The 26,703-nt window shown below is 64.5% G+C and carries 21 protein-coding genes and 3 tRNA genes; 8 read left to right on the forward strand and 16 right to left on the reverse strand.

The features are described 5' to 3' along the window. Window position 1: 1 nt before the first annotated feature. Window positions 2-1,438 carry a 3-isopropylmalate dehydratase large subunit gene (gene leuC, locus QQM37_RS03775; RefSeq protein ID WP_285725144.1) on the reverse strand — a complete coding sequence of 479 codons (1,437 nt, stop codon included), beginning with the start codon at window positions 1,436-1,438 and terminating at the stop codon, window positions 2-4. Window positions 1,439-1,571: 133 nt separating this feature from the next. Here leuC and QQM37_RS03780 point away from each other — a divergent pair, with 133 nt between their 5' ends. Continuing rightward, complete coding sequence (locus QQM37_RS03780) at window positions 1,572-2,291, forward strand: IclR family transcriptional regulator (protein ID WP_285725145.1); 720 nt, start codon at window positions 1,572-1,574, stop codon at window positions 2,289-2,291. A gap of 98 nt (window positions 2,292-2,389) precedes the next feature. Here QQM37_RS03780 and QQM37_RS03785 read toward each other — a convergent pair whose 3' ends face one another. After that, window positions 2,390-3,037 (reverse strand): dihydrofolate reductase family protein, encoded by a 648-nt coding sequence (locus QQM37_RS03785; RefSeq protein WP_285725147.1) that lies wholly within the window; start codon window positions 3,035-3,037, stop codon window positions 2,390-2,392. A 45-nt stretch (window positions 3,038-3,082) separates the two neighbouring features. Between QQM37_RS03785 and QQM37_RS03790 the strand changes: the two genes are divergently transcribed. Continuing rightward, window positions 3,083-3,625, forward strand: coding sequence for a DUF1697 domain-containing protein (locus tag QQM37_RS03790; RefSeq protein ID WP_285725149.1), 543 nt, complete (start codon window positions 3,083-3,085; stop codon window positions 3,623-3,625). A gap of 214 nt (window positions 3,626-3,839) precedes the next feature. On the opposite strand, the gene QQM37_RS03795 is transcribed toward QQM37_RS03790, so the two are convergent. The 7 genes from QQM37_RS03795 to QQM37_RS03825 form a co-directional block, all read right to left on the reverse strand. After that, a tRNA-Glu gene (locus QQM37_RS03795) sits at window positions 3,840-3,912 on the reverse strand. 84 nt (window positions 3,913-3,996) lie between these two features. Then, window positions 3,997-4,068: transfer RNA gene (locus QQM37_RS03800), tRNA-Gln, on the reverse strand. Window positions 4,069-4,165: 97 nt separating this feature from the next. Next, window positions 4,166-4,927 carry an HAD family hydrolase gene (locus tag QQM37_RS03805; RefSeq protein WP_285725151.1) on the reverse strand — a complete coding sequence of 254 codons (762 nt, stop codon included), beginning with the start codon at window positions 4,925-4,927 and terminating at the stop codon, window positions 4,166-4,168. Next, window positions 4,924-6,471 carry a glutamate--tRNA ligase gene (gltX, locus tag QQM37_RS03810; protein ID WP_285725153.1) on the reverse strand — a complete coding sequence of 516 codons (1,548 nt, stop codon included), beginning with the start codon at window positions 6,469-6,471 and terminating at the stop codon, window positions 4,924-4,926. The genes QQM37_RS03805 and gltX overlap by 4 nt, the downstream gene beginning before the upstream one ends. 62 nt (window positions 6,472-6,533) lie before the next feature. Further along, complete coding sequence (locus QQM37_RS03815) at window positions 6,534-7,304, reverse strand: fumarylacetoacetate hydrolase family protein (RefSeq protein ID WP_285725155.1); 771 nt, start codon at window positions 7,302-7,304, stop codon at window positions 6,534-6,536. 54 nt (window positions 7,305-7,358) lie between these two features. After that, the gene (locus QQM37_RS03820) at window positions 7,359-8,459 is read right to left on the reverse strand and encodes a branched-chain amino acid aminotransferase (protein WP_285725158.1); all 1,101 of its coding nucleotides are present in this window, start codon (window positions 8,457-8,459) and stop codon (window positions 7,359-7,361) included. Window positions 8,460-8,709: 250 nt separating this feature from the next. Continuing rightward, window positions 8,710-9,765 (reverse strand): 3-isopropylmalate dehydrogenase, encoded by a 1,056-nt coding sequence (locus QQM37_RS03825; RefSeq protein ID WP_285725160.1) that lies wholly within the window; start codon window positions 9,763-9,765, stop codon window positions 8,710-8,712. A 157-nt stretch (window positions 9,766-9,922) separates the two neighbouring features. On the opposite strand from QQM37_RS03825, the gene QQM37_RS03830 reads away from it, so the two are divergent. The 4 genes from QQM37_RS03830 to QQM37_RS03845 all read left to right on the forward strand — a co-directional run bounded on the left by QQM37_RS03830 (window position 9,923) and on the right by QQM37_RS03845 (window position 15,221). Continuing rightward, a complete protein-coding gene (locus QQM37_RS03830) occupies window positions 9,923-11,119 on the forward strand; it encodes a sensor histidine kinase (protein ID WP_285725416.1) in 1,197 nt (398 codons plus the stop codon). A 2-nt stretch (window positions 11,120-11,121) separates the two neighbouring features. After that, on the forward strand, window positions 11,122-11,868 hold the full coding sequence (locus QQM37_RS03835; protein ID WP_285725162.1) for a response regulator: 747 nt from the start codon (window positions 11,122-11,124) through the stop codon (window positions 11,866-11,868). A gap of 112 nt (window positions 11,869-11,980) precedes the next feature. Then, complete coding sequence (locus QQM37_RS03840) at window positions 11,981-12,790, forward strand: ABC transporter ATP-binding protein (protein WP_285725164.1); 810 nt, start codon at window positions 11,981-11,983, stop codon at window positions 12,788-12,790. After that, window positions 12,783-15,221: an FtsX-like permease family protein gene (locus QQM37_RS03845; protein WP_285725166.1), complete on the forward strand. Its 2,439-nt coding sequence runs from the start codon at window positions 12,783-12,785 to the stop codon at window positions 15,219-15,221. The genes QQM37_RS03840 and QQM37_RS03845 overlap by 8 nt, the downstream gene beginning before the upstream one ends. A gap of 93 nt (window positions 15,222-15,314) precedes the next feature. Here the strand turns inward: QQM37_RS03845 and metG are convergent, their stop codons facing one another. The 7 genes from metG to ilvD form a co-directional block, all read right to left on the reverse strand. Beyond that, window positions 15,315-16,859, reverse strand: a complete 1,545-nt coding sequence (metG, locus tag QQM37_RS03850) for a methionine--tRNA ligase (protein ID WP_285725168.1) — start codon at window positions 16,857-16,859, stop codon at window positions 15,315-15,317. A 10-nt stretch (window positions 16,860-16,869) separates the two neighbouring features. Continuing rightward, window positions 16,870-18,471, reverse strand: coding sequence for a phosphoglycerate dehydrogenase (gene serA, locus QQM37_RS03855; RefSeq protein ID WP_285725170.1), 1,602 nt, complete (start codon window positions 18,469-18,471; stop codon window positions 16,870-16,872). Window positions 18,472-18,786: 315 nt separating this feature from the next. Next, a complete protein-coding gene (gene ilvC / locus QQM37_RS03860) occupies window positions 18,787-19,812 on the reverse strand; it encodes a ketol-acid reductoisomerase (RefSeq protein ID WP_285725172.1) in 1,026 nt (341 codons plus the stop codon). A 46-nt stretch (window positions 19,813-19,858) separates the two neighbouring features. After that, complete coding sequence (ilvN, locus tag QQM37_RS03865) at window positions 19,859-20,371, reverse strand: acetolactate synthase small subunit (protein ID WP_285725174.1); 513 nt, start codon at window positions 20,369-20,371, stop codon at window positions 19,859-19,861. Between the two features lie 2 nt (window positions 20,372-20,373). After that, window positions 20,374-22,323 carry an acetolactate synthase large subunit gene (locus tag QQM37_RS03870; protein WP_285725176.1) on the reverse strand — a complete coding sequence of 650 codons (1,950 nt, stop codon included), beginning with the start codon at window positions 22,321-22,323 and terminating at the stop codon, window positions 20,374-20,376. Window positions 22,324-22,723: 400 nt separating this feature from the next. Further along, window positions 22,724-23,698: a phosphotransferase gene (locus tag QQM37_RS03875; RefSeq protein WP_285725177.1), complete on the reverse strand. Its 975-nt coding sequence runs from the start codon at window positions 23,696-23,698 to the stop codon at window positions 22,724-22,726. A 23-nt stretch (window positions 23,699-23,721) separates the two neighbouring features. After that, the gene (gene ilvD / locus QQM37_RS03880) at window positions 23,722-25,455 is read right to left on the reverse strand and encodes a dihydroxy-acid dehydratase (RefSeq protein ID WP_285725179.1); all 1,734 of its coding nucleotides are present in this window, start codon (window positions 25,453-25,455) and stop codon (window positions 23,722-23,724) included. A gap of 203 nt (window positions 25,456-25,658) precedes the next feature. Here ilvD and QQM37_RS03885 point away from each other — a divergent pair. Together QQM37_RS03885 and QQM37_RS03890 are read left to right on the forward strand one after the other, a co-directional pair. Beyond that, window positions 25,659-25,731, forward strand: a tRNA-Lys gene (locus tag QQM37_RS03885). Between the two features lie 139 nt (window positions 25,732-25,870). Beyond that, window positions 25,871-26,662 carry a potassium channel family protein gene (locus tag QQM37_RS03890; RefSeq protein ID WP_285725182.1) on the forward strand — a complete coding sequence of 264 codons (792 nt, stop codon included), beginning with the start codon at window positions 25,871-25,873 and terminating at the stop codon, window positions 26,660-26,662. Window positions 26,663-26,703 lie beyond the last annotated feature (41 nt).

The following is a 26,703-nucleotide window of genomic DNA, read 5'->3' on the forward strand; positions in this document are numbered from 1 at the left end:
GTTATGCAGGCTGCGCGACGGGCGCATTCAGGTCTGAGGGCGAGCTGAGGGTGCCGCGCACAGCGGTGGCGGCCGCGACGACGGGCGAGACCAGGTGGGTACGCCCGCCTTTGCCCTGACGGCCCTCAAAGTTGCGGTTGGAGGTGGAGGCGCAACGTTCGCCCGGCTGGAGCTGGTCCGGGTTCATGCCCAGACACATGGAGCAGCCTGCGAAGCGCCACTCGGCACCGAAGTCCTTGAAGATCTGGTCGAGACCCTCCGCCTCGGCTTCCAGACGCACTCGCGCAGAGCCCGGAACCACCAGCATGCGGACGTTCGGGTCTTTCTCGCGTCCCTTGATGACCTCGGCAGCGGCACGGAGATCCTCAATACGGGAGTTGGTGCAGGAGCCCAGGAAGACCGTGTCCACCCGGATGTCCTTCATCGGAGTCCCTGCGGTCAGCCCCATGTACTCCAGCGCGCGTTCGCAGGCGGCCTTGGCGTTCTCATCGGCAAAGTCTTCCGGTGAGGGCACCGAGTCGTTCAGGGAAACCCCCTGCCCGGGGTTAGTCCCCCACGTGACGAAAGGCTCCAGCGTGTCCGCATCGAGGAAGACCTCCGCATCGAAGACGGCATCGTCCTCGGTGGGCAGGCTGGACCAGTACTCCACGGCCGCATCCCAGTCCGCACCCTGAGGTGCGTGGGCACGACCCTTAAGGTATTCGAACGTCACCTCGTCCGGGGCGATCATGCCGGCGCGGGCACCTGCCTCGATGGACATATTGCAGATGGTCATCCGGGCGTCCATGGACAGGGCCCGGATGGCTGACCCGCGATATTCGAGCACGTAGCCCTGGCCGCCGCCCGTGCCGATTTTGGCGATGACGGCCAGAATGATGTCCTTGGAGCTGACGCCGGGGCGCAGCGTGCCTTCCACGGTGATCGCCATGGTCTTGAAGGGCTTGAGCGGCAGTGTCTGGGTGGCCATGACATGCTCCACCTCGGAGGTGCCGATGCCGAAGGCGAGCGCACCCACGGCACCGTGGGTTGAGGTGTGGGAATCGCCGCAGACCACGGTCATGCCGGGCTGAGTCAGGCCCAGCTGCGGACCCACGATGTGCACGATGCCCTGTTCTGCATCGCCGAGGGAGTGCAGGCGAATGCCGAATTCGGCGCAGTTCTTACGCAGGGTCTCAATCTGAATCCGGCTGGTCGGATCGGCAATCGGCTTGTCGATGTCGAGAGTCGGCGTGTTGTGATCCTCGGTGGCGATGGTCAGATCGGGCCGGTGCACCGGACGATCTGCCAGTCTTAGGCCCTCGAAGGCCTGGGGCGAGGTGACCTCATGGATCAGGTGCAGGTCAATGAACAGGAGGTCCGGCTCATTGCCCTCGCCCTGGCGCACCACATGGTCGCGCCACACTTTTTCGGCCAAGGTCTTAGGTGTTGGGGTACTCACGCTCTGTGTCCTTCATCGACGGCCCGATGCACGGCAGGTGTCGCCGCGTCGTAGATCAACTGTCCCAGCGTGGTGGGAGTGCTGGCTAGCGAGCGAGTGTGCTTCTCGCATTGTGAGACGGTAGTATCACCCTATGGACAAAACGAGCGGCGTTGGCGTCATCGACAAGGCGGCCCAGGTTCTTGATGCACTCGAGGCCGGGCCGACCACTCTGGCCCAGCTGGTGGCAGCCACCGGGCTGGCCCGACCCACCGTCCACCGGCTGGCGCAGGCGCTGAGTCATCACCGGCTGGTCAGCCGGGACATCCACGGCCGCTTCATCCTGGGCAGTCGGCTCGTTGAGCTGGCGTCAGCCGCGGGCGAGGATCGACTGATCCAGGCGGCAGGGCCGGTTCTGGTCTCTCTGCGAGACAGCACCGGGGAATCTGCGCAGATCTTCCGGCGTCAGGGCGAGTGGCGCGTGTGCGTCGCCTCGGCAGAACGCCCGATCGGCCTGCGGGACACCATCCCGGTGGGCACCAAACTGTCCATGAAGGCGGGATCCGCGGCCCAGGTCCTGCTGGCCTGGGAGGATCACGAACGTCTCGTGGAAGGCCTGCAGGGCGCACGATTCACGCCCACCGTGCTGGCCGGCGTCCGGCGTCGCGGCTGGGGGCAGTCCCTGGGCGAGCGCGAAATGGGCGTTGCCTCCGTTTCTGCCCCGGTACGCGGCCCGTCCGGTCGGGTGATCGCCGCAGTGTCGATCTCCGGCCCCATCGAACGACTGACCAGGCAGCCCGGCCGTCTGCACGCCGAAGTGGTCTGCAACGCCGCCCGCACCCTCACCGAGGCGCTGCGCAAGAGCGGCGACTAATCCCCCGGCAACTCCCCCCTCGCCCTCACTGCACCTCTGCCCAACTGCGTAGCAGCAGTTGGGCAGAGGTGCAGCCATGGTGTGTGAGCGACCTCAGGTCAGCGCACAGGGCGGTAGGCCACGTGCGTGACCAGTTCATTGGTCTCGGACGCAAGAGGCTCCAACTGCAATGACTCCATCCCGGTGAAAATGCTCTCCCCTGCACCCAGCACGACTGGTGCAACATGCAGGCGCAAGGTGTCAATGGCGCCCAGGGCCAGATACTGGCGGACGGTCTCTGCACCGCCGGCCACGGAGATGCTGCGGCCGCCAGCTGCCTCACGCGCCAAAGCCAGCGCAGCCTCGGGCCCGTCCGTCACGAAGTAGAACGTCGTTCCGCCTTCCATCACCAGCGGTTCCCGCGGATAGTGGCTGAGCACAAAGACCGGACCATGATAGGGCGGGTTATCGCCCCACCAGCCGCGCCATTCCTCGCTGCTGTCCCAGTCTCCCCTCACCGGACCAAACATGTTCCTGCCCATCACAAAGGCTCCATGATCGGTGATTGCCGTCATCGAACGCTCGTTGGCTTCAGGTTGTTCAAACATCCAGCGGTGCAGTACCTCGGCGGCTCGTTCACCCATGGGGTTCTCCAACGACTGATGTGGACCGGCCAGATAGCCGTCCAGGGAGACCCCGACGTCGGTGATGACCGAGCCGGGAGCATTCGTATACAGTGCGTTCGTTGATGGTGTTGAGTCAGACATACGCTCAGCCTATTCCTCCTTCCGGCCGTCGCCTATGCTGTGGCGATGAACTGGTTTGCGGTACTTCTGCGCGGAGTCAATGTCAACGGAATTACGGTCAAGTCAGCGGATCTGAGGGACTGCCTCTCCGCTCTGCCCGTGAGGTCGGTGAAGACCCTGCTGGCCAGCGGCAACGTGGTTCTTCAGACCCAGCTGAGCGCGGCAGAACTTAAGAAGCAGGTGGAGACTGCCCTGCGCGAGCGCTTCAACTACGACGCCTGGGTAGTGGTGCTCTCGGGTGCGCGGGTGGCCGAGCTGGTGGCGGCCTGCCCTTTTCCGGCGGATTCGGCGGAACTGCACTGCTATCTCACGCTGTCCTCCGACCCGCATGCGCTGGAGCAACTGGTGGCTCAGGCCCAGGCGCAGGGTGAATCCACGATGACGCAGCTGGGCCCGGAGGCGGTGGCCTGGACGGTCGCGGTGGGTCAGACGCTAGAGGCACCGGCCAGCAAGCTGACGGCCAAAGCGGCGTTCAAGGCAAGCACGACCACGCGCAATCTTCGGACCATGATCAAAATCCGCGATGCCGCCCCAGCCCAACGGTTGTGACGTCCCAACGGTTGTGACGCTCCCGTAGTGTCGACTCCGTCGCCACGACGGGACCCTCGCGTCACAACGGTCGTGATGCTCCCGTAGTGTCGACTCCGTCGCCACGACGGGGCCCTCGCGTCACAACCTGAGTCGCAGTAGTTGGGAGAGAGGTGTGAGAGGGGAAAAGGAAAAGCCTCCTGATCTACGTTTCCGTCGATCAGGAGGCACTCGGTGACCCCAGCGGGATTCGAACCCGCGTTACCGCCGTGAGAGGGCGGCGTACTAGGCCGCTATACGATGGGGCCGAGTGTGCTGATTGTCAGTCGCGTTTGCTTTCGCAAAACCAGCTCAATGACAATATCACGTCCAGAATGTCTAGACGAACAGCGCTGGGATACCAGGACTCGAACCTAGAATGACGGTACCAGAAACCGTAGTGTTGCCAATTACACCATATCCCATAGCGAACCCAGGCCGGTGCGGTTTCCCGCGTTCCTGCCTCAGCGCCGGGATCTAACTTTACCGGAGAACCGGGCATGTTCCAAATGGAAGCGCCGCTCAGTCTCCCGGGGTTCCCAAGCCGCCGTCCAGAAGGCGCAGAATCCCGGTGAGCGAGCTGATGGTGAGCCCCTGCCACGCCCCGGTTTCAGGATTCACCCCCGCCCGGTTGAGCCAGACGGCGGGCAGCCCCGCCGAACTGGCACCGACGGCATCGATCATCAGATTGTCCCCCACATAGAGCACCTGATCCGCTTCCGGGCCCAGCTGCCGAGCGCCTTCGTGAAAGATCGCTGCCTCCGGTTTGGGCACACCGACGGTATCCGTGCCGATCAGCACGGAGATCCCGGCCAGGCCAGCGATGTCCAGCTTTCGACGCTGGTAGGCCTCCACGTTGTTACTGACCGCACCATAGCTGATTCCAGCCTGATCCAGTACCGCCAGGGTGGGTGCGACATCATCGAAAGGGCGCCAGTGCCGCTGCGCAGCGGACTCATAACTGGCATTCCAGTCCAGAAGGCGATCTTCCGGGAGCTTGCCGCCCACCACGGCGAAGGCCTGGCGGGCCCGGGCCAGGCGCTGCTGAACGAAGTCCAGTTCCCCCGCCAGAAAGGCGTCGTAATACCCGCCTGGGTCGGTGTGAAAATTCAGCTGGATCTGCTCCCAGCCCTCCTCGGAGAGCGCCGGAAGGTACTCCTCACTGGCCAGACGGACCGCCAGATTCATCGCCGAGCGCAAATCCACCAGGGTGTCATCGATATCGAAAAGCACACCCCGAATCGACCGCTGCCCTGATGCCACCATGGCCGGGCTGGCGCTCATCGATCCCGGAAAGCCCGCAGCCGGGCCACCGAGGACGCCTTACCCAGAATCACCATGGATTCAAAGAGCGGCGGCGAGACGCGTCGGCCGGAAATCGCGGTGCGGACCGGGCCGAACGCCAGTCGGGGCTTGACTCCCAGGCCGTCAACCAGGGCGGTGCGCAGGGCATCCTGCAGCGCCTCAGCATTCCAGGTATCACCCTCCGGAATCTGCTCCACGGCGGCCAGCGCTGCGTCGAGCACCTCCACCAGGTTCTCCGGCAGGCCTTTGAGCGCATCCTCTGCCGGAGCGACGTCATCGTCCGCGACGAAAAGGAACCGCAGCATCTCCGGGGCCTCACCCAGCAACTGCACCCGCTCCTGGATCAGCGGAGCTGCTTCGGTGAGCACTTCGTGCTGCCGCTCGGTCAGCGTCTCCCCCACCAGACCGGCGGTCTGCAGGTAGGGGATCAACCGCTCCCGGAAGACCTCCGGGGGCAGCAGCCGCACGTGCGTACCGTTGATCGCTTCTGCCTTCTTCAGATCAAAGCGGGCCGGGTTGCCCAGTACATCGTGGACGTCGAAGGCCTGAACCAACTGCTCCACGGTGAAGATGTCCTCGTCCGCAGAGAGGCTCCACCCCAACAGCGCCAGGTAGTTCAGCAGGCCTTCCTTGATGAAGCCCCAGTCGCGCAGCCGGAAAAGGCTGGACTCCGGGTCCCGCTTGGAGAGCTTCTTATTGCCCTGGCCCATCACGTAGGGTAAGTGCCCGAAGGCGGGCAGGTACTGCGCGACTCCCACGGCGTAGAGCGCCCGGTACAGTGCGATCTGGCGCGGTGTGGAAGAGAGCAGGTCCTCGCCGCGGAGCACATGGGTGATCCCCATCAAGGCATCGTCCACCGGATTGACCAGAGTGTAGAGCGGGGCGCCATTGGGGCGCACGACGGCGAAGTCCGGCACGGTGCCCGCCTTGAAGGTGATCTCGCCACGGACCAGGTCCGTAAAGGTCAGATCCTCGTCAGGCATCCGCAAGCGAAGCGCGGGCAGACGACCTTCAGCCTTGAACGCGGCAATCTGCTCTTCGCTGAGATCCCGGTCAAAACCGTCATACCCCAGCTTGGGATCCCGGCCTGCGGCCCGGTGGCGCGCCTCGATCTCCTCCGGGGTCGAGTAAGACTCGTAGACGAACCCGCCCTCACGCAAACGGGCAATGACATCCTGATAGATCTCCGAACGCTGCGACTGCCGGTAGGGCTCATGCGGTCCGCCCTGCTCCACGCCCTCATCCCAGTCGATACCCAGCCAGCGCAGGGCATCCAGAAGCTGCTGATAGCTTTCTTCACTGTCCCGGGCGGCATCGGTGTCCTCGATGCGGAACACCAGTTTGCCGCCCGTGTGCCGGGCATAGGCCCAGTTGAACAGAGCGGTGCGAATCAGCCCGACGTGAGGGGTGCCGGTCGGCGAGGGGCAGAACCGCACCCGCACCGGGGTATCGGCGTCCACCGCCGGAATGGAAATGGGGTGCGGGCGGACGGCAAGGTCGGGAATGTCAGAAGAAGTAGTCATGATGCTTTCGGTCTGCGAGGTCTGCGGTGAATCTGGGAGCCAGAGGCTGAGATGGCGCGGGTTTAGCGGCGCACGATCGGGTTGGAGAGCGTGCCGATCCCTTCGATCTGCACCTCGAAGCGGTCACCCTCCTGAACCAGCCCCACTCCGGCGGGAGTACCCGTCATGATGACATCGCCGGGCAGCAGGGTGAAGGCCTGGGAGACATAGGAGACCAGCGTCCGGACGCCGAAAATCATGTCACTGGTACGCCCGTCCTGGACCACCGTGCCGTTGAGTCTGCCCTGCACCGACAGATCGTCGACGTCGAGCTCGGTCTCGATCCACGGCCCCAGCGGTGCCGAACCGTCGAATCCCTTGGCCCGCGCCCACTGCCCGTCCGTCCGCTGGGCATCCCGCGCGGTCAGATCGTTGCCGCAGGTGTAGCCGAAGACGACCTCCGGAACCCGCTCTTCGGGAACGTCCTTGCAAATCCGCCCGATCACGACGCACAGCTCGGCCTCGTAGGAGACCTCCTCGGAGAACTCCGGCAGGGAAATGGGATCTCCCGGCCCAATCACCGAAGTGTTCGGCTTGAGGAACATCAAGGGGCTGGTAGGCACCTCGTTGCCCAGCTCACGGGCGTGATCAGCGTAGTTGCGGCCAATGCCTACGATCTTCGACCGGGGAATGATCGGAGCCAGCAACCGCACGTCCTCCAGGGCGTGCCGCTGCCCGGTGCCCTCTATCCCGTTGAAGAAGGGGTCACCCTTGATGACCTCCACCGACTCCTGAGCCTGATCGACCACACCGTAAAGGGGGTCGCCGTCCGTGACAAATCGAGCAATACGCATACGTCAACTATTCCACGACTTGCCACGGAGGACGGACTCCCCCAGTGCCGACACCTAGGCCAGGCGGTGCAACCATCCGTGACGGTCCTCGACCGTGCCGGTCTGGATCCCGAGCAGCTCCTCGCGCAGGCTGACCGACACCTCACCGGCGGGCGCCGTCGGGTCACCGATCGACTCCTGCTCGTCCTTGATCTCACCGATCGGGGTGATCACTGCGGCGGTACCGCAGGCAAAAACCTCAGTGATCTCACCGGAGGCGATGCCCTCACGCCACTCGTCGAGAGTGATTTTCCGCTCAACGACGTTCATCCCCCGGTCGCGTCCGAGCTGCAGCACCGAGGAGCGGGTCACGCCCTCCAGGATGCTGCCGGAGAGCTCCGGGGTGACGAGCGTGCCGTCCTTGAAGACGAAGAAGACGTTCATGCCGCCCAGTTCTTCCACGGCATTGTCATTGGTGGGATCCAGGAAAAGCACCTGCTTGCAACCGTTGGCTTCGGCCTCCAGCTGCGGCAACAGAGACGCCGCATAATTGCCACCGCATTTGGCGGCACCGGTGCCGCCGCGACCAGCGCGAGCGTAGTTGCGGGAGATCCAGATGGAGATCGGCTTGAGTTCCCCGCCGAAATAGTTCCCAGCAGGTGAGGCGATCACCCGGAAGGACACGGCATGCGCTGCACGCACGCCCAGAAAAGCCTCCGTGGCAATCATGAAGGGACGCAGGTAGAGGCTCTCGCCGTCCTGGTCGGGCACCCAGCGCTGATCTGCCTGAACCAGGGCCTCCACCGCACCGATGAACGCCGATTCGGGCAGTTCCGGCAGAGCAAGCCGTTGAGCCGAACGGTTGAGCCGGGCAGCATTGGCCTCCGGGCGGAAGGTCCAGACCGAGCCATCGGCATGCCGATACGCCTTGAGTCCTTCGAAGATCTCCTGGCCGTAGTGCAGCACGCTCGCAGCAGGATCCAGCGCAATAGGCCCATAGGGCTCTACGCGAGCGTTCTGCCAACCGCCATCCTTCGTCCAGTCAATGACCGCGGTGTAGTCGGTGAAATGATCACCAAAGCCGGGGTTGGCCAGAATCACGGCCAGCTCGGCCTCAGACACGAGGTTCTGAGACGGGAGCGTGGTGAAGGCGAGCTCTGTGGTCGACTGCGTCATGATTCCTCCGGGAACTGCTGGTAATGCTGCCCTGTCACGACTCACAAGCCCTCGCATCACTGCGCGGCCGGGCTGACGGGCACATGGTGGCTGTACTTGGAACTGTACTCCGAAAGAGGGTGTGGGAGCAGACCTGACAGAGTGCCACAGCGGTACGTGTGGCCTGCCAGTGAAGGGACGACCGGGAGGGCCGCCGGATGGGCGCCCCACCCGAAGGGTTGACGGGCAAAGGGAAGAGCAAAGGCTGGGTTCAGCGGGCTTCGCGGAGCCGTTCCACAATGGCGTCACCCACGGCAGCGGTGGCCCGGGGCTCGCCACCGGCGCGAGCGGCGACATCGGCAATCACCGCAGCCTCGATCTGCTGCGCGAGGTCCTGGTGACCCACGTGGTCCAGCAGCATGGCTGCAGACAGGATGGCCGCCGTCGGATCTGCCTTCTGCTGGCCCGCAATATCAGGCGCGGAGCCGTGCACCGGCTCAAACATGCTCGGGGCCGTTCCGTCGATGTTCAGATTGCCCGAGGCTGCCAGCCCGATGCCGCCCGTGATCGCCGCGGCAAGGTCGGTGAGAATGTCACCAAAGAGGTTATCGGTGACGATGACGTCAAAACGCGCGGGATCAGTGACCAGGAAGATGGTGGCAGCGTCGACATGCAGGTAGTCCAGCGCGACCTCGGGGTATTCACGGGCCACGGACTCGACGATCCGCTTCCACAGATGCCCGGCATGGACCAGCACATTGTGTTTGTGCACGTAGGTGAGCTTGCGGCGTCGGCCCTGCGCCCGTTCAAAGGCATCCCGCACCACCCGTTCCACGCCGAAGGCGGTGTTGACGGAGAGCTCATTGGCGACTTCCTGATCGGTGCCCCTGCGCAGAGTTCCGCCATTGCCCACATAGGGGCCTTCAGTGCCTTCGCGCACGATGACGAACTCCACTGCACCGGGCTCGGCCAGCGGACTCGGCACCCCCGGGTAGATCCGGGAGGGACGCAGGTTCACGGCGTGATCCAGGCTGAACCGCAGTTTGAGCAGCAGCTCCCGTTCGATCAGTCCGGAGGGAATCCGGGTATCCCCCGGCGCAGCGCCCACCGCGCCGAACAGAATCACCTGATGTGCGCGCAGCTGCTCCAGAGTCTCGTCGCTGAGCGTCTCGCCGGTCTCCAGCCAGTGCTGCGCCCCCAGGCTGTATTCGGTGAGCTGCAGGTCCACACCGGCCGTTGCGGTAACTTCCTGCAGGACCTTGAGAGCCTCGGCCACCACTTCGCGTCCAATGCCATCCCCGGGAATTACTGCGCAATCGATACTCATGGATTAAAAGCCTAGATGGACCATCCACATATTGGGCAAGCTGTCTCAAAAAATGAGACGGCCGCAGAACTGGTCCTTCAGCCGGGACCTCACCCCAGAGATCAGACCTGAGCAGGATGCGGCGAGGATGAGGGGCCGTAAAGTTGAACAAATGGTCATGCATCGCCTCTACGAATGGTTCCGGACGCACCGGTTCCTGGTGGACAGCGCCGGTGCCATCCTCCTGTGGCTCCTGCTGGGCCTGAGCAGCGGCGTGACCAGCGGCCTGGACCACCTCCTGATAGCCAGCCTGCTGATTCTGCCGCTGGCCCTGCGCCGGATTCGGCCGGTCCTGGCGGGCAGCGTGATCGCCATCGCCGCCATCGCTCAATGGGCGCTAGGCATCACCCCGGTGCCAGCGGATGCAGCGGTGATTCTGACGGTCTACGCGCTGGCCGCCTATGCACCACGTTGGGCCAGCCTCTCCGGCCTCGGGCTCGCCCTGATCGGCGCGGTCATGGCGGTGAGCCGCTATTACTTCCAGCCCGGCGGCATCCTGAGCAGCCTGACCTTCAGCAAGCTCTCCTACGCCGCCGTCGTGCTGATCATGCTCTGCTTTCTGGTGCTTTTCGTCTGGACTCTGGGCGATCTGGTGCGCACCCGGCGGTTGCGGGAGCAGGCACTCGAAGACCGTGCCCGGCGACTCGAAATCGAACAGCTTCAGGAACGCGCTCTGGCGGCCAACGATGAACGGGCCCATATCGCGCGCGAAATGCATGACATTGTGGCGCACTCACTCTCGGTCATCATCACTCAGGCAGACGGTGCCCGGTATGCCGCCGCCCAGGATCCCTCGCTTGCCCCGGAGGCTCTGGTAACCATTGCGGAAACCGGACGATCCTCGCTGCGGGAGATGCGCCGCCTGCTAGGTGTCTTGCGCGGTGGCGAGGAAGCCTCCACCCGGCCGCTGCCCAGCCTTGCCGACCTGCCGGAACTCTATCTCAGCTTCCGCTCCGCCGGGATGGATCTGGAAGCCCCGGAAACGACCGAAGGGCGGGGCGCCCACCGGACGTTGCCTGCGGGAGCCGAACTCACGGCCTATCGCGTGGTCCAGGAAGGGCTGACCAATGTGCTCAAACATGGCGGACCCAAGGCGCACAGCACCGTGCAGTTGAGCTGGCAGCCGCGGGGGCTGAGCATCGTGATCGCCGATGACGGCCGGGGCGCCGCCGCGGACCCGCCCGCCCCCGGCGGTGGCAATGGGCTGCGCGGCATGAGCGAACGCGTCCACCTTTACGATGGGATGCTGGAGGCCGGCCCCCGGCCCGGGGGCGGATTCCAGATCACGGCACTGATCCCCTACACGGAGGCCTGAGCATGAACAATCACCCGACGATCGAGGCTGCGCAGAAGGAGACTCCGGACCAGGGAACCATCACCGTTGCCCTGGTCGATGACCAGCATCTGGTCCGCTCCGGCTTCACCATGCTGATCAATTCCCAACCGGATCTGGAGGTCGTGGTGCAGGCCGGGGACGGCCACGCCGCGCTGGCCCAACTGAGCGCCACGGTGGCCGATGTGGTGCTGATGGACATTCGGATGCCGGGGATGGATGGCCTGGAAGCCACCCGGCGGCTGATGGAACGGGTGCGGGCAGCCGCGCCGGGATCGCGACTCTCCCAGCTGAAAATCGTGGTCCTCACCACCTTTGATCTGGATGAATACGCCCTGTCTGCCATCCAGGCCGGAGCCAGCGGTTTTCTGCTCAAGGATGCGCCACCCGAGGAGCTGCTGGAGGCGATCCGGACCGTCTACCGGGGGGACGCCGTCATAGCCCCCTCCACGACCCGGCGACTGCTGGACCACGTAGCTCCCCTGTTGAGCGCGCCCAGTCCGGGCCGCGATGAACACCACACGGCCGTCCAGAGCCTCACGGCACGCGAACACGAGGTGTTCCTGCTGATCGCCCAGGGACTGTCCAACCCGGAGATCGCCGGCACACTCTTTCTCTCCGAAGCCACCGTGAAAACCCACGTTGGGCACATTCTGAGCAAACTCAGCGCCCGGGACCGGGTGCAGATCGTCGTCATCGCGTACGAGACCGGCGCGGTGACGCCCACCTGAGTGTTGTGCTGAACCGGCCTCATACCCTGGTCTGAGCCCGACCCTGCAGAGCCCCGTCGGTTTCCACCCCTGGCCCGATCCATCGATGCTGCGGGATTTTTAGGCTGGAACCATGACAACCACTTTGCCCCTGCACACTACCGCCGCCGCGGTCTCTGCCCGCGGACTGAACAAGAGCTACGGACGCGGAGAAACCGCCGTGACTGCGCTGCGCGGAGTCGATCTTGACTTCGAGGCGGGCCGCTTCACTGCCATCATGGGCCCTTCAGGGAGTGGAAAATCCACCCTCATGCACTGCCTGGCTGGCCTGGACACCGTTGATTCGGGCAGTATCCGCATCGGCTCGACCGACATCACCACGCTCAATGACCGCCAGCTCACCGCGCTGCGCCGCGATCGCATCGGTTTTGTTTTCCAGGCCTTCAACCTGGTCCCCACGCTGACTGCGGAACAGAACATCACGCTGCCGGTGGCACTGGCCAATGGAAGCGTGGACAGGCCCTGGCTGGACTTCATCACCAGCGCCCTGGGCCTGACCGACCGGCTAAGCCACCGGCCCCACGAACTCTCCGGTGGCCAGCAGCAACGGGTTGCCGTGGCCCGGGCGCTGCTGACCCGCCCGGAAGTGGTTTTCGCCGATGAGCCCACCGGCAATCTCGACTCGCGGGTGGGTGCCGAGGTCCTGGCCATGCTGCGCCGTTCCTCTCAGGAGATGGGACAGAGCATCATCATGGTCACCCATGATCCCGTGGCGGCCTCCTATGCGGACCGGGTGGTCCTGCTCAGCGACGGGGTCCTGGTGGGCGAGATCCAGTCCCCCACACCGGAATCGGTACTGGCCTCACTGAGCCGACTGGCCGAAGGTCCGCTGACTCACGGCTCGTTGGCCGAAACCACAGGAACGGGTCCCGCACATGTTTAGCGTCGCCTGGGGGCAGTTCCGCCTCCATTCCCGCCGGTTCATCGCCGTCGCCCTCGCGGTGCTGCTGGCGGTGGCCTTCCTGGTCGCGACACTGCTGGTCAACAGCTCCACCCAGGCGACGCTCAAGGCCAGCGTGGGCCAGTCCTTCGCTGCAGCGGATGCCATTGCTGAACCTGCGGGCGGCGAGACTTTCAGCCAGGAAGCGGTCGATGCCGTCGCTCACCTGCCAGGGGTGACCACCAGCTTTCCGCTCCAACAACTAGCGGCCACGGCCACGGCGAACGGGCATCAGTTCAGTGCCCGGGTCACCACTCTGGCGCCCACTCCCGCGCTAAATTCTGCCGTGCTGGTGACCGGGTCCCTGCCAGGCAACGCGCAACAGATTGCCCTGGACGAGAGGACTGCCGGCAAATACGCACTACAGCCCGGAACTCGACTGGAGCTGTCCAGCTCGCACGGTGTCAGCGCCCCGGTCACAGTCTCCGGCATCGTGCAGAACAGCAATGAGCCGGGCGCCGCAGGGACGTCCCAGCTGGTGGCTCCCGCCGCCCTGATGGCGTCGCTGGGGGGATCCCCTGCCCACTACTCCTCCATCCAGTTCACGGTTCCCGGTGGGCTCAGTCCGGCCGTGCGCCAATCGATCTCCGAGGCGCTGGCCGGGGCAGGAGCGCAACAGTTCACGGTACGGACGGCGGATGAACAGACCACCGCAGTGATCACCCGATACACCGGCGGCGCGGACGCGCTGTCCCTGGTGCTACTCGCCTTTGCGACCATCGCTCTGGTGGTGGCAGTGCTCGTGGTCGCCAACACCTTCTCGGTACTGGTGGCCCAGCGGACCCGGGAACTGGCCCTGCTGCGCTGTGTCGGTGCGGGAAAGCGGCAGATCGGCGCCTCGGTGGTGCTGGAGGCCGCCATCGTCGGTGCGACCGCCTCGCTGCTGGGCATCGTTGTGGCGATCGGAGGCATGTGGGGGCTGCTCACGGTGCTGCGCACCCTGCCGGACACCCGGTATGCGACGCTGGCCGTGCCCTGGCAGGCGCCTCTGGCCGGTCTGGTCGTCGGGGTGCTGATGACGGTGCTCGCGGCACTGGTACCCGCCCGTGCCGCCACATCGGTCGCCCCGTTGGCCGCGCTGCGCCCGGCGAAAGAGGCCACCGTGCACACCCGAGGTGGCCGGGTACGGCTGATTCTGGGGTTCGTCCTGCTGCTCGGCGGTGCACTGTTGTTGGGAGTCGGCGCGCTCAGGTCCCTGTTGTTACTCGCGCTGCCCGGCGGCGCGCTGACCTTCCTGGGTGTACTCCTGTGCTCCTCCATCGTCATCCCGCCGCTGATCAGCTGGGTGGGCAGGCTTGCGGCCCCGGCCGGGGTCCCCGGCAAGCTCGCCGCGCTCAATGCAGTGCGCAACCCCGGGCGGACGACGGCGACGGCCTCAGCCCTGCTGATCGGCGTGACCCTCGTGTCGATGATGCTGACCGGTGCCTCAACGGCGCGCACAGCGTTCGACAGCACCCTCGACCAACGCTACCCGGTCGATATCTCCGTGGCACCGGGCACCTACTCCGCGGCCCAGCTTGCCGCCGCCCGGTCTGTGCAGGGAGTGAGCGCAGCGGCGCAACTGCCGGTGGTCGGGACAGCGGAGGAAAGCGGCGTGCAGACACCGGTCTATGGCATCGGCACGTCCGATGCCGCCGCGATGCTCCATAACGCGGCGAACCACGTCACTCCGGGCAGCATTCTGATGCCCAGGGGGTTCAAGGGCTCCGCAACCGAGGTGACCACCGCCGAGGGTCACCGCCAATTCCCGGTGAAAGTTGCGGCCAGTCCCGACGTGGTGCCGCTGGTCAGTCTGGACGATGTCCCGGCACCCTCCGGGGCGCAGGCCCTGCTGTGGTTCTCCGTGGATCCGAAACTCTCCGGCGGTCAGATCATGGATCTGCGGAGCTCGCTGGCTCAGGCGCTGGGAGTTCAGGAGGCGATGATCAGCGGCGGGGCGGTGGGGAAGGCCAGCTTCCATCAGGTGATCGACCTGTTGTTGCTGGTCGTCGTCGGGCTTCTGGCCATCGCAATCCTGATCGCGCTGATCGGGGTGGCCAATACCCTCTCGCTGTCCATTCTGGAAAGGACCCGCGAAAACGCCCTACTGCGGGCTCTGGGCCTGAGCCGTGGAAGCCTGCGCGGGATGCTCGCCCTGGAGGCGGTGCTGATCGCCGGAGTGGCGGCCCTGCTCGGGGTGGTTCTGGGCCTGCTCTATGGCTGGCTCGGAGCGCAGTCCGCCCTCGGCGCCTTTGCCACCGTGGCACCGACTGTGCCTTGGCTCGAGCTACTCGCCGTGGTGGCGGTCGCGACGGTCGCAGGCCTGCGGGCTTCCGTCATTCCGGCCAGAAAAGCCGCACGACTCTCCCCGGTCGCCGGGCTGGCCAGCGATTAAGTGTCCAGCCCTGAGGTGAGTGTCGAGATCATGCTGGAATAGTCGATTATTCCAGCATGATCTCGACACTCACCGAAGCCTACTCAGCCCCCACTACGCTTCAACACGCTCTTCGTAGCGCGGGAAGATCGGCTCCGGCGCGGGCAGCTCGGTCCCGGGCCGCAGGGCCTCGCCGATCGCACTGAAGTTCCGCTCGTTCTCCGGGACTCCCAGCACGTCCAGCAGCTTCGCCGCGGAGCCGGGAACCACCGGCTGGATGAGGAGGCCGACGATCCGCAGCACCTCCAGGGTCACATAGAGTACCGTGGCCATCCGCTCCGGATCGGTCTTCCGCAATACCCAGGGCTCCTGATCGGCAAAATAAGCATTGGTATCACCGAGCACCGTCCAGATCGCCTCCAACGCGCGATGGAATTCCTGCGCGTCGTAGGCGGCCCGGTTGATCTCCAACAGGGCCCCGGCCTGGCCCAGAATCGCCTCATCGGCAGCGGTCAGGGCGCCGGGTGTCGGAACGACTCCCCCGCAGTTCTTGGCCACCATGGACAGTGAGCGCTGCGCCAGATTGCCCAGGTTATTAGCCAGATCCGAGTTCTTGCGGCTGACAATCGCCTCATGGCTGTAGCTGCCGTCCTGACCGTAGGAGACCTCGCGCAGCAGGAAGAAGCGCACGGCATCGAGCCCGTACTCCTCCACCCAGTCCGCCGGAGCCACCACATTGCCCAGAGACTTGGACATCTTGACGCCATTGTTGAACAGGAAGCCATGAATCATCACCCGGCGCGGAAGTTCGATGCCGGCGCTCATCAGGAACGCGGGCCAGAAGATCGCGTGGAACCGAGAGATGTCCTTGCCGATGATGTGAACATCCGCGGGCCAGTACTTCCACTGCGTGGATTCCGGATCCGGGAAGCCGGCACCCGTGAGGTAGTTGGTCAGCGCATCCACCCAGACGTACATGACGTGCTTGTCATTGCCGGGCACCGGAACGCCCCAGCTGAACGAGGTCCGGGAGATGGACAGGTCCTTCAGCCCCGCCTTGACGAAGCTGATGACCTCATTGAACCGGTACTGAGGAGCACCGAAAGCAGCCTGTGTCTCGTAGAGGTCCAGCAGCCGGTCCTGGTATGCGGAGAGCCGGAAGAAATACGATTCCTCCTCGGTCCACACGACCTCGGTATCGGTCTCCTTCGAGTGACGGGTCCCGTCCTCGCGGAGTTCGGTCTCCTCCTCGGTGTAGAAGGCCTCATCCCGCACGGAATACCAGCCGGCATAACGGTCCAGGTAGATATCCCCGTTGGCCTCCATCCGCCGCCAGATCTCCTGGGCAGCGGCATAGTGGTCGGCATCGGTGGTGCGGATGAACCGGTCATAAGAACTGTCGACCAGATCGTGCACCGCCCGGAACGCCGCCGAGTTGCGATCCACCAGCTCCTTGGGCGTCACGCCCTCCTTTTCCGCGGTCTGCTGCACCTTGAGTCCATGCTCATCGGTCCCTGACATGTAGAACACGTCAAAGCCGTCCAGGCGCTTGAAGCGGGCCAGAGCGTCGGCGGAAATGTACTCATAGGCATGGCCGATATGCGGTGCTCCATTGGGATAGGAGATCGCCGTGGTCACATAAAACGGGGTTTTGCTCATACCGGCAGTATTAGCCTTCCAGGTCGACTTCACGTGCGGTGGTGGCCTCGATGGCCTCGCGCACCTGATCGAGAACGGTTTGCGGTACCGAACTGTCCACGGTCAGCAGACAGAGAGCCTGGCCGCCGTCGGCCAGCCGGGAGACCTGCATGCCTGCAATATTGATGCCATTCTGACCCAGGATGCCGCCCAGCGTGCCGACGACGCCCGGCCGGTCCTGGTAGACCAGCACCACCAGGTGGTTGCTGATCGGGATCTCGATGTCGTAGCCGTTGACGCTGACCAGCTTTTCGATCTGCTTCGGGCCGGTCAGCGTACCCGCAACGGAGATCTGGCTGCCGTCGGAGAGCGCGCCATGCAGTGAGAGTACATTGCGGTAGTCGGTGGCTTCTTCGGTGGTGATCAGGCGCACGTTGATGCCACGTTGTTCGGCCAGCACCGGCGCATTGACGTAGGAGACCTGCTCCGAGACGATATCGGTGAATACGCCCTTGAGAGCGGCCAGCTCCAGAGCCTTGACGTCCTTGACCGCGATTTCGCCGGCCACCTCCACATCAATCTGCGTCACCGAGGCGGTGGTCAGTGCGGTGAAGATCCGTCCCAGTTTCTCGATCAACGGGATGCCGGGACGCACATCGCTGTCGATCACGCCGCCGGCGACGTTGACGGCATCGGGCACCAGCTCTCCGGCCAACGCCAGGCGCACCGATTTGGCCACCGAGATACCGGCTTTCTCCTGCGCTTCATCGGTGGAGGCGCCCAGGTGCGGAGTCACCACCACATTGTCCAGGGCGAAGAACGGCAGATCGGTGCTCGGTTCTTTGACAAAGACGTCGATGCCTGCGCCAGCGATCTCGCCCGCAACGAGCGCCTCGTAGAGGGCCGCTTCATCGATCAGACCGCCGCGGGCCACGTTGACCACGTAGGCACTGTTCTTCATGGTCTTGAACGCCTCAGCGCCGATCATGCCGATCGTCTCCGGAGTTTTCGGCATGTGGATCGTGATGAAATCGCTCTGCGCCAGAAGGTCATCCAGGCTGACCAGCTGCACGCCCAGCTGGGCGGCGCGGGCGCTGGTGACGTACGGGTCGTAGGCCAGGATCTGAGTGCCGAAGGCCTGCAGCCGGGCCGCGATCAGGGCACCGATGCGGCCCAGACCGATGATGCCGATCTTCTTTTCGAACAGTTCGGTCCCGGTGTACTTGGAACGCTTCCACTCCCCCGCCTTGAGGGCGGATCCGGCGGCCGGAATGTGCCGGGCCAGGCTGAGCATATGACCGATGGTCAGCTCAGCTGCAGAGATGATGTTGGAGGTGGGCGCGTTGACCACCATGACGCCGGCCTGGGTGGCCGCCTTGATGTCCACATTGTCCAGGCCCACCCCAGCGCGGGCAATCACCTTGAGCTTGCCCGCCGCTGCGATGGCCTCGGCATCGACCTGGGTGGCTGAGCGGATCAGGATGGCATCGACATCGGCGATGGCGGCCAGTAGCTGGGAGCGATCGGAACCGTCGATCTGCCTGATCTCAAAGTCCGGACCGAGGGCCTCGATCGTGGCGGGTGAAAGTTCTTCGGCAAGCAGGACGACGGGCTTGATGGCGCTATCGGTCACGATGTTTCCTCGGGTTTTCAGGCGTTTCAGGCACTTCAGACGTTGGGCCTGATGAACGTAGACTCGGGCAGCACTGTCCCGTCATGGGACACAATGCCCTCCCAGTCTAGTGAAACACCCCAGACAACGCCGAAGCCGTACTCACACTGTTACTTGTGAGTACGGCTTCGGGCTGAGAGCGGGGCGCCCAACCAGGGTGGGGCAGGAGGGCCCCGTCGTGGCGACGGAGTCGACACCACGGGTGTGCCCCAACTAGGGTGGGGCAGGAGGGCCCCGTCGTGGCGACGGAGTCGACACCACGGGTGTGCCCCAACCTCAGCGGGCGGCGGAACCGTCGACGTAGTCGGTGTCCTGCTGCTTCCAGGAGAACAGGGAGCGCAACTCGCGGCCCACAGCCTCGATCGGGTGCTGCTCTGCCTTGGCGCGCAGTTCCTTGAACTCGACGGCGCCGTTGTCTTGGTCGTCGATGAAGCGCTTGGCGAAGGCACCGGACTGAATGTCGGCCAGAACGGCCTTCATGTTCTCCTTGACGCGCGGGTCGATGACGCGCGGGCCGGAGACGTAGTCGCCGTATTCGGCGGTGTCCGAAACACTCCAGCGCTGCTTGGCGATGCCACCCTCCCACATGAGATCCACAATGAGCTTGAGCTCGTGAAGCACCTCGAAGTAGGCGATCTGCGGCTGGTAACCGGCTTCAGTCAGGGTTTCGAACCCGTATTCGACCAGCTGAGACACGCCGCCACAGAGCACACTCTGCTCACCGAAGAGATCGGTTTCGGTTTCCTCGGTGAAGGTGGTCTTGATGACGCCGGCGCGGGTACCGCCAATGGCCTTGGCGTAGGACTTGGCAGTCTCCCAGGCGGTCCCGGTGGCATCCTGCTCGACGGCGATGATGTCCGGGATGCCACGGCCGGCGACGTATTCGCGACGCACCGTGTGGCCAGGCGCTTTCGGCGCGACCAGGATGACATCGACGCCTTCGGGCACCTCGATGTAGCCAAAACGGATGTTGAAGCCGTGGGCAAAGGCCAGGGTCTTGCCCGGGGTCAGCTTGTCCTTGATCGAATCGGCGTAGATGGAGCGCTGGTGCTGATCCGGAGCCAGGATCATGATGAGATCGGCCCAGTCGGCGGCGTCAGCGACGCTCTTGACCTCGAAGCCCTCATCCTCGGCCTTGGCGATGGACTTGGAGCCTTCTTTGAGGGCGATGACGACCTGCACACCGGAATCGCGCAGGTTCTGCGCGTGGGCGTGACCCTGGGAACCGTAGCCAACGATGGCGACCCTCTTGCCCTGGATGATCGAGAGGTCAGCGTCGTCGTCGTAAATCAGTTCGGTCATGAAAATTCTCCTTGGTTTATATGTAGAACAGTGTCTCGTGAGAGCGTCACGCGGTGCGCAGTGCCCGGTCGCTCATGGAGCGGGAGCCACGACCAATGGCCAGGGTTCCCGACTGGACGAGTTCGCGGACGCCGAAGGGCTCCAGCACATTGAGCAGTGCGGCGAGCTTCTCCGGGTGGCCCGTGGCCTCAATGACGAGCGCATCCGGGGATACGTCCACCACTGAGGCGCGGAACAGATCTGCAGCTTGGGTGACTTGCAGCCTCGTACTTGCATCGGCGCGCACCTTGATCAGGATGTGATCACGCTGCACGGACGATTCCGAGACCAGTTCAACGATTTTGATGACGTTGACCAGTTTGTTGAGTTGTTTGGTGACCTGTTCAATCAGGTCACCTTCGGCATCGACCACCACCGTCATCCGGGAAACCCCCGGGACTTCGGTGGGGCCGACGGCCAGAGAGTTGATGTTGAAGGCCCGGCGGGCGAAGAGGCTTGCCACCCGGGTGAGCACACCCGGTTTGTCCTCCACGAGAACCGAAAGCGTATGACGTGCCATGGTCAGTCCTCCTCGTCCCACTGGGGGGTCAGGTTGCGGGCCACTTGAATCTGGTCATTGCTGACTCCGGAGGGAACCATCGGCCAGACCATGGAGTTGGGGCTCACCACGAAGTCGATGACGACGGGGCGGTCATTGATCTCCAGGGCCTTCTGGATGGTGGCGTCGATGTCCTCGTCACGTTCGCAGCGCAGACCCACGCAGTCATAGGCCTCAGCAAGCTTGACGAAATCCGGCACCCGGATGGTGTCGTGACCGGTGTTCAGATCGGTGTTGGAGTAGCGCCCCTCGTAGAAGAGGGTCTGCCACTGGCGCACCATGCCCAGGGAGGAGTTATTGATGATCGCGACCTTAATCGGGATGTTGTTGATCCGGCAGGTCGCCAACTCCTGATTGGTCATCTGGAAGCAGCCGTCGCCATCGATCGCCCAGACCACGCGGTCCGGGTTGCCCACCTTGGCGCCCATCGCAGCCGGGACAGAATAGCCCATGGTTCCGGCACCACCGGAGTTGAGCCAGGCGTGCGGGCGCTCGTACTTGATGAACTGAGCCGCCCACATCTGGTGCTGGCCCACGCCGGCTACGTAGATACCCTCCGGGCCGGTGAGTTCACCGATCCGGCTGATGACCTTCTGTGGTGCGGTCAGCCCGTCCTCGGGTTCCGTCCAGCCCAGCGGGTAGGTGCTGCGCAGGTTATTCAGGAAGTCCCACCAGGCGGTGAGATCCGCGGTGCCCGATTCGGCGACTTCCGCTGCCACCGCGTCCATCAGATCCGGGATGACCTCTTTGACCGAGCCAACGATCGGCACGTCGGCGGTGCGATTCTTGGAGATCTCTGCCGGATCGATGTCGGCGTGAATCACGGTGGCGCCCGGCGCAAAGCTGGAGAGCACACCGGTCACCCGATCATCGAAGCGTGCGCCGAGCGTGATCAGCAGATCCGCCTGCTGCAGGGCAGTCACAGCGGAGACCGAACCATGCATGCCGGGCATGCCAACGTGCTGCGGGTGAGAATCCGGGAATGCCCCGCGGGCCATCAGCGTGGTCACCACAGGAGCCTTGGTCAGCTCAGCCAGCGCCAGCAGCTCTTTCGAAGCGTGGGCCTTGATGATGCCACCACCGGCGTAAATCACCGGCTTCTGCGCCGCAGCGATCAGCCGGGCGGCTTCACGCAACTGCTTGGCGTGTCCCCGCGAGACCGGGCGGTACCCGGGCAGGTCGATGGTGGGCGGCCAGCTGAACGTCATCTGACCGACCTGGGCGTCCTTGGCGACATCGACCAGGACCGGACCGGGACGGCCGGTGGAGGCCAGGTGGAAGGCCTCGGCCAGCACCCGGGGAATTTCTTCAGGGTTCGTGACGAGGAAGGAATGCTTGGTGATGGGCAGCGTGATGCCGACGATGTCCGCCTCCTGGAAGGCGTCCGTCCCGATCACACCGGAGGCGACCTGGCCGGTGATGGCGACCAGTGGCACCGAGTCCATATGGGCGTCCATGATGGCGGTGACCAGGTTGGTGGCGCCCGGGCCGGAGGTCGCGATGCACACGCCCACCTTGCCGGTGACCATGGCATAGCCTTCGGCAGCATGGCCGGCACCCTGTTCGTGACGGACCAGGATGTGATTCATGTCCGAGGACATCAGCGGGTCATAGGTGGGCAGAATCGCGCCGCCGGGCAGACCGAAAATATCGGTCACACCGAGTTCCTCGAGGGAACGGACAATGGCCTGGGAACCGCTCATCTGCTGCGGTGCAATGACGCGGTTGGGGCCCTGGACTGGAACTCTGGCGTGATCGGCCCGGAGGGAATCCTTGCCGGTATCTACGCGCGTGCTGGGGTTGGGATCAGACACTGTGGCATGGGGCTTGGCCGTGGAATGCGGTTTGCCTGCCAACAGCGCCGGGCTGGCGGCACCGGGCCGCGCGGGGCTGGTGGTGGAACCTTTGCTCATCGAACTCTTCCTCTGTACGAGGTCCCCGGAGGGACCGTCTCGTCATTGGCATTGTGTGTGCTGCCTCCGGTAGGAAGCCTCACACACGCCTACGCGTATGCTTCGTTCGGTCGATCACTGGGCCCAACAATGAAAAAACCCCTCAAGCCGGTGGGCTCTGCGAGGGGTTTGCGCGTGCTGTGCAGCTCGGACTGTGACCAGTCGGACGGTGCCCTGTGGGGGCTAGGCCGTCACGCGCCTGGTAAGTACTACAACTTGACCGATCTGCATAACCCCAAGTGTTGCGATCAAGCCACCCTGCTGTCAAATGATCAGATAACCGTCTCATATCGTGGACATTGGAGTCCGATTGGCGGACGCCAGACATCCTGCACCTTTCGTGGAGGACCGGCGAAGAGCCTCACAACCGCTTCTCTGTCAGCAATTCTAGTAGCGTCCTCTCGGCGATCTCCGACATCAGCGGATTACTCCGCCGGTAGTACCAGAGGCAGCCGACCGCCTGGGCAAAGGCCCAGGCCTGACCACGCTCCCACTCGTCATCGGAGACCTCCTGACCATTGACTGCCAGGGCCTCGCGATAAGCGGTCCGCGCGGTGGCACCGAAGAGGTTCCAGGCAGGCATCAGATCCACTGCCGGATCGGCCACGGCCAGAGTGCAGATGTCAATCACTGCGGCGAGCCGTCCCGAGCCCTCCGGATCGAGCAGCAAGTTTCCCGGCATCAGATCACCATGGGTCCAGGCGTCCGATGCCGACGCCGGTCGCCTGGCCTGACGCAGGATCCCCCAGAGCTCCAGCAGTCGAGCGACGTCGATCATCTGCTCCCGGCGCGGCAACGACCAGCCCAGAGCGCTGTAGTGAGCCACGACCTGGTCCTGGCCCTGCAGCACGCCACCGCGACCACTGCCGGCGAAGCTACGTCCCTCGGTGTCCAGAGAACGGAGCTGGGCCACAAATTCCGCCAGCCCGATAGCGCAGGCCACCGAGTCGGCAGCCTCAGAGTTCACGGCGACCCGACCGGGGATCCAGCGATAGACGGACCAGGGAAGAGGATACCCCTCCCCCGGTTCGCCCAGGGCCAGCGGCTCCGGAGTCTGGACTGTTGGCTTGTGAAGCCCGGCGCCGGCCCGCGGCCGGGAAAGGTCCAGGAGCCTGCGAGCTGCCGCAACCTCTGCCTCCAGCTCGACGCGCTTGGCCTCCGGATCTGCCGACTCCAGCGGGAATCGCAGCAACAGCTCCTCGCCCAGCCGGAACAGGCTGCTGACCGTTCCACTGGACGGAAGTGCCCGCACGCTCAGACTGGCCCAGTGCGGGAATTGCCGCATCACCAGGGTGGCCACCTGCTGCTCGCTGAGGGTCAGCTGCCCCTCGTGCATGAGAAGCGGTCCTGTCACCTCACTCAACCGCAGTACGCACCCTCCGACGCCGAATGCACCAGCTTGGCGTACTTGGCCAGCACGCCTTTGCTGAAGGTGGCCGGAAGCGGCTCCCAGCCATCGCGCCGGGCCGCCAGTTCCGCCTCATCGACCAGCAGATCGAAGCTCTTGTTCGGAATGTCCACCCGGATCAGATCGCCGTCCCGGACAAAGGCAATCGGGCCACCGTCCACGGCTTCCGGAGCGACATGCCCGATGCACAGCCCCGTGGTCCCGCCGGAGAACCGACCGTCGGTGAGCAGCAGCACGTCCTTGCCCAGGCCGGCACCCTTGATGGCACCCGTGATCGCCAGCATTTCTCGCATACCGGGGCCGCCCTTAGGCCCTTCATAGCGGATGACGACAACGTCGCCGGCCTGGATCTGCCCCGCCTTGAGCGCTTCCAGGGCGCCCTGTTCACGCTCGAAGACGCGGGCCGGGCCTTCGAAAACCTCGGCATCGAAACCTGCGGTCTTCACGACCGCGCCGCCGGGCGCCAGCGAACCGTGCAACACGCTCAGGCCGCCGGTCTTATGGATCGGATTGTCCATAGCCCGCAGGATCTTGCCGTCCAGATCCGGCGGGTTGATCTCTGCCAGGTTTTCCGCAAGGGTCTTGCCGGTCACCGTGAGAGCATCACCATGCAGCAGACCAGCATCCAGCAGCGCTCGCATGATCACCGGCACGCCGCCGACCCGGTCGACATCGTTCATCACATAGCGGCCGAAAGGCTTCAGATCCCCCAGATGCGGGATGCGGTCACCGATCCGGTTGAAGTCCTTGAGCTGAAGGTCCACCTCCGCCTCGCGGGCAATGGCGAGCAGGTGCAGCACGGCGTTAGTGGAGCCACCGAAGGCCATGGTGACGGCGATGGCGTTCTCGAAGGCCTCCCTGGTCAGAATGTCCCGGGAGCGGATTCCCAGTCGCAGCAGGTTGACCACGGCCTCCCCGGAGCGGTGAGCGAAGGCGTCACGACGCCGGTCAGCGCTGGGCGGGGCAGCCGAGCCCGGAAGTGACATGCCGAGCGCTTCGCCGATGCACGCCATGGTGTTCGCCGTGTACATGCCACCGCAGGCACCTTCGCCGGGGCAGATGGCCCGTTCGATCCGGTCCAGGTCACCACGGGACATCCGGCCGGCTGCGCAGGCGCCGACCGCCTCAAAGGCGTCGATCAGCGTGACATCTTTTTCAGTGCCATCCTCCAGCTTCACCCATCCGGGCATGATCGAGCCCGCATAGAGGAACACACTGGAGACGTTGAGCCGGGCCGCAGCCATGAGCATGCCGGGCAGGGATTTATCACAGCCCGCCAGGAGCACGGCACCGTCGATCCGCTCTGCCTGCATCACGGTCTCGACCGAGTCCGCAATGACCTCGCGGGAGACCAGGGAAAAGTGCATGCCCTCGTGGCCCATCGAGATGCCATCGGAGACCGATATGGTGCCGAACTGCATCGGGAAGCCGCCACCGGCATGTACTCCCTCTTTGACGGCCTGTGCCAGGCGGTCCAGGGACAGATTGCAGGGCGTGATCTCGTTCCAGGAACTGGCCACGCCGATCTGCGGTTTGGCAAAGTCCTCGTCACCGAAGCCCACGGCTCGCAACATCCCGCGCGCTGGAGCTGCCGCGATGCCGTCGGTCACGACCCGGCTGCGGGGTTTGATATCCGGTGTGCTCTCTGACGGGCTGGCGGCTTCGGTGCTGGTCTCCACACTCATGTGCCGAGTCTAGGGCTGTGCCCGGCCTCCGGGAACCCCTGGGCTCAGCTGGATTCCCTCCCGGCCCCCTCCCCTGCCGGCTCCGAGGCATCGTGAGGATCCCGATTTTTCCACTCGGCAAAATCCGTGTAGCATTACTTGTCGTTGCGGATCGCAGATCGTTCAGAAATCACCGTCTGATGCGAGATTCTTTCCACGACAATGCACCTCTAGCTCAACTGGCAGAGCAATTGACTCTTAATCAATGGGTTCCGGGTTCGAGTCCCGGGGGGTGCACAGATCCAACAGCCCTTCACCGTCAGGTGAGGGGCTGTTGTGCTTAACGCCAGCCGCGCGCTTCGGGAGGACTCAAGCGGGGGGTCCATCCCTGTTGGGAGCGGGGCGGGGCGGCTAAAGGTGCGGTTAAAATCGGCAGATGACCTTCGAACGATGGCGACGGCTCACGGAGTGGCCCCTGATCATCACGTCCGCTGTCTTTCTGGCGGCCTATTCGGTGCAGGTGCTGACCGAGGGTGAGATCTCCGCTGCGGCGGACGCTGTCGTCACCGCTACCTGGGTGATGTTCGTCATCGACTATGTGGTGACGCTGATTCTGGTCCCCCAGCGCGGCCGCTGGTTCATCCGACACCTCTATGAGCTCGCCATCGTGGTTCTGCCTGCACTGCGACCGCTGCGGCTGCTCCGACTCATCACACTGATCAGCGTCTTTCACCGCGTGGCAGGAAATGCCCTGCGTGGCAAAGTCGTCGTCTACGTGGTGGCGACCTCGGTGCTGCTGGTCTACGTGGGAGCGCTTGCCATGTACGACGCCGAAAAGGACACCCCGACCGCGACGATCAAGACTTTTGGCGATGCCCTGTGGTGGTCCGTTGTCACCATCACCACCGTGGGATACGGCGATCTGTCCCCCCACACGATCGTGGGACGCCTGATCGCGGTCGGGCTGATGATCGGTGGCATCGCCCTGATCGGTATTGTCACCGCAACCCTGGCGAGCTGGCTGGTGGAGCAGGTGACCACCAAGGATGCCAAAGCCCAGGCAGCGACCATGGAACACGTTGAGATGTTGCTCCAGGAAATCCGGGCCCTGCGCCGGGAGATCGGAGCCCATCCCCCAACAGCCGCCCCGGCGACGCCCGGCTCAGCCGATTCACCGGAGGTGCCCGACCCCAGTGACTCACACGAGCAGCCGAGCCCGGAAGTGTAACGCCCGGAAGTGTAAAGACAGCGACAATTCTTCCTCCCCCT

Origin of the sequence: Psychromicrobium xiongbiense, assembly GCF_030271165.1 — a bacterium.
Taxonomy (GTDB): Bacteria; Actinomycetota; Actinomycetes; order Actinomycetales; family Micrococcaceae; genus Renibacterium; species Renibacterium xiongbiense.

Coding starts and splice junctions, on each gene's coding strand:
- QQM37_RS03805 (WP_285725151.1), bottom strand. CDS start 4,927: ATGAGCGCCAGCCCGGCCATGGTGGCATCAGGGCAGCGGTCGATTCGG.
- QQM37_RS03785 (WP_285725147.1), bottom strand. CDS start 3,037: ATGTCTGACTCAACACCATCAACGAACGCACTGTATACGAATGCTCCC.
- QQM37_RS03820 (WP_285725158.1), bottom strand. CDS start 8,459: ATGACGCAGTCGACCACAGAGCTCGCCTTCACCACGCTCCCGTCTCAG.
- QQM37_RS03845 (WP_285725166.1), top strand. CDS start 12,783: ATGTTTAGCGTCGCCTGGGGGCAGTTCCGCCTCCATTCCCGCCGGTTC.
- QQM37_RS03815 (WP_285725155.1), bottom strand. CDS start 7,304: ATGCGTATTGCTCGATTTGTCACGGACGGCGACCCCCTTTACGGTGTG.
- ilvN (WP_285725174.1), bottom strand. CDS start 20,371: ATGGCACGTCATACGCTTTCGGTTCTCGTGGAGGACAAACCGGGTGTG.
- ilvD (WP_285725179.1), bottom strand. CDS start 25,455: ATGAGTGTGGAGACCAGCACCGAAGCCGCCAGCCCGTCAGAGAGCACA.
- QQM37_RS03890 (WP_285725182.1), top strand. CDS start 25,871: ATGACCTTCGAACGATGGCGACGGCTCACGGAGTGGCCCCTGATCATC.
- metG (WP_285725168.1), bottom strand. CDS start 16,859: ATGAGCAAAACCCCGTTTTATGTGACCACGGCGATCTCCTATCCCAAT.
- QQM37_RS03875 (WP_285725177.1), bottom strand. CDS start 23,698: ATGCACGAGGGGCAGCTGACCCTCAGCGAGCAGCAGGTGGCCACCCTG.
- ilvC (WP_285725172.1), bottom strand. CDS start 19,812: ATGACCGAACTGATTTACGACGACGACGCTGACCTCTCGATCATCCAG.
- QQM37_RS03840 (WP_285725164.1), top strand. CDS start 11,981: ATGACAACCACTTTGCCCCTGCACACTACCGCCGCCGCGGTCTCTGCC.
- QQM37_RS03790 (WP_285725149.1), top strand. CDS start 3,083: ATGAACTGGTTTGCGGTACTTCTGCGCGGAGTCAATGTCAACGGAATT.
- gltX (WP_285725153.1), bottom strand. CDS start 6,471: ATGACTACTTCTTCTGACATTCCCGACCTTGCCGTCCGCCCGCACCCC.
- QQM37_RS03835 (WP_285725162.1), top strand. CDS start 11,122: ATGAACAATCACCCGACGATCGAGGCTGCGCAGAAGGAGACTCCGGAC.
- QQM37_RS03825 (WP_285725160.1), bottom strand. CDS start 9,765: ATGAGTATCGATTGCGCAGTAATTCCCGGGGATGGCATTGGACGCGAA.
- QQM37_RS03780 (WP_285725145.1), top strand. CDS start 1,572: ATGGACAAAACGAGCGGCGTTGGCGTCATCGACAAGGCGGCCCAGGTT.
- QQM37_RS03870 (WP_285725176.1), bottom strand. CDS start 22,323: ATGAGCAAAGGTTCCACCACCAGCCCCGCGCGGCCCGGTGCCGCCAGC.
- QQM37_RS03830 (WP_285725416.1), top strand. CDS start 9,923: ATGCATCGCCTCTACGAATGGTTCCGGACGCACCGGTTCCTGGTGGAC.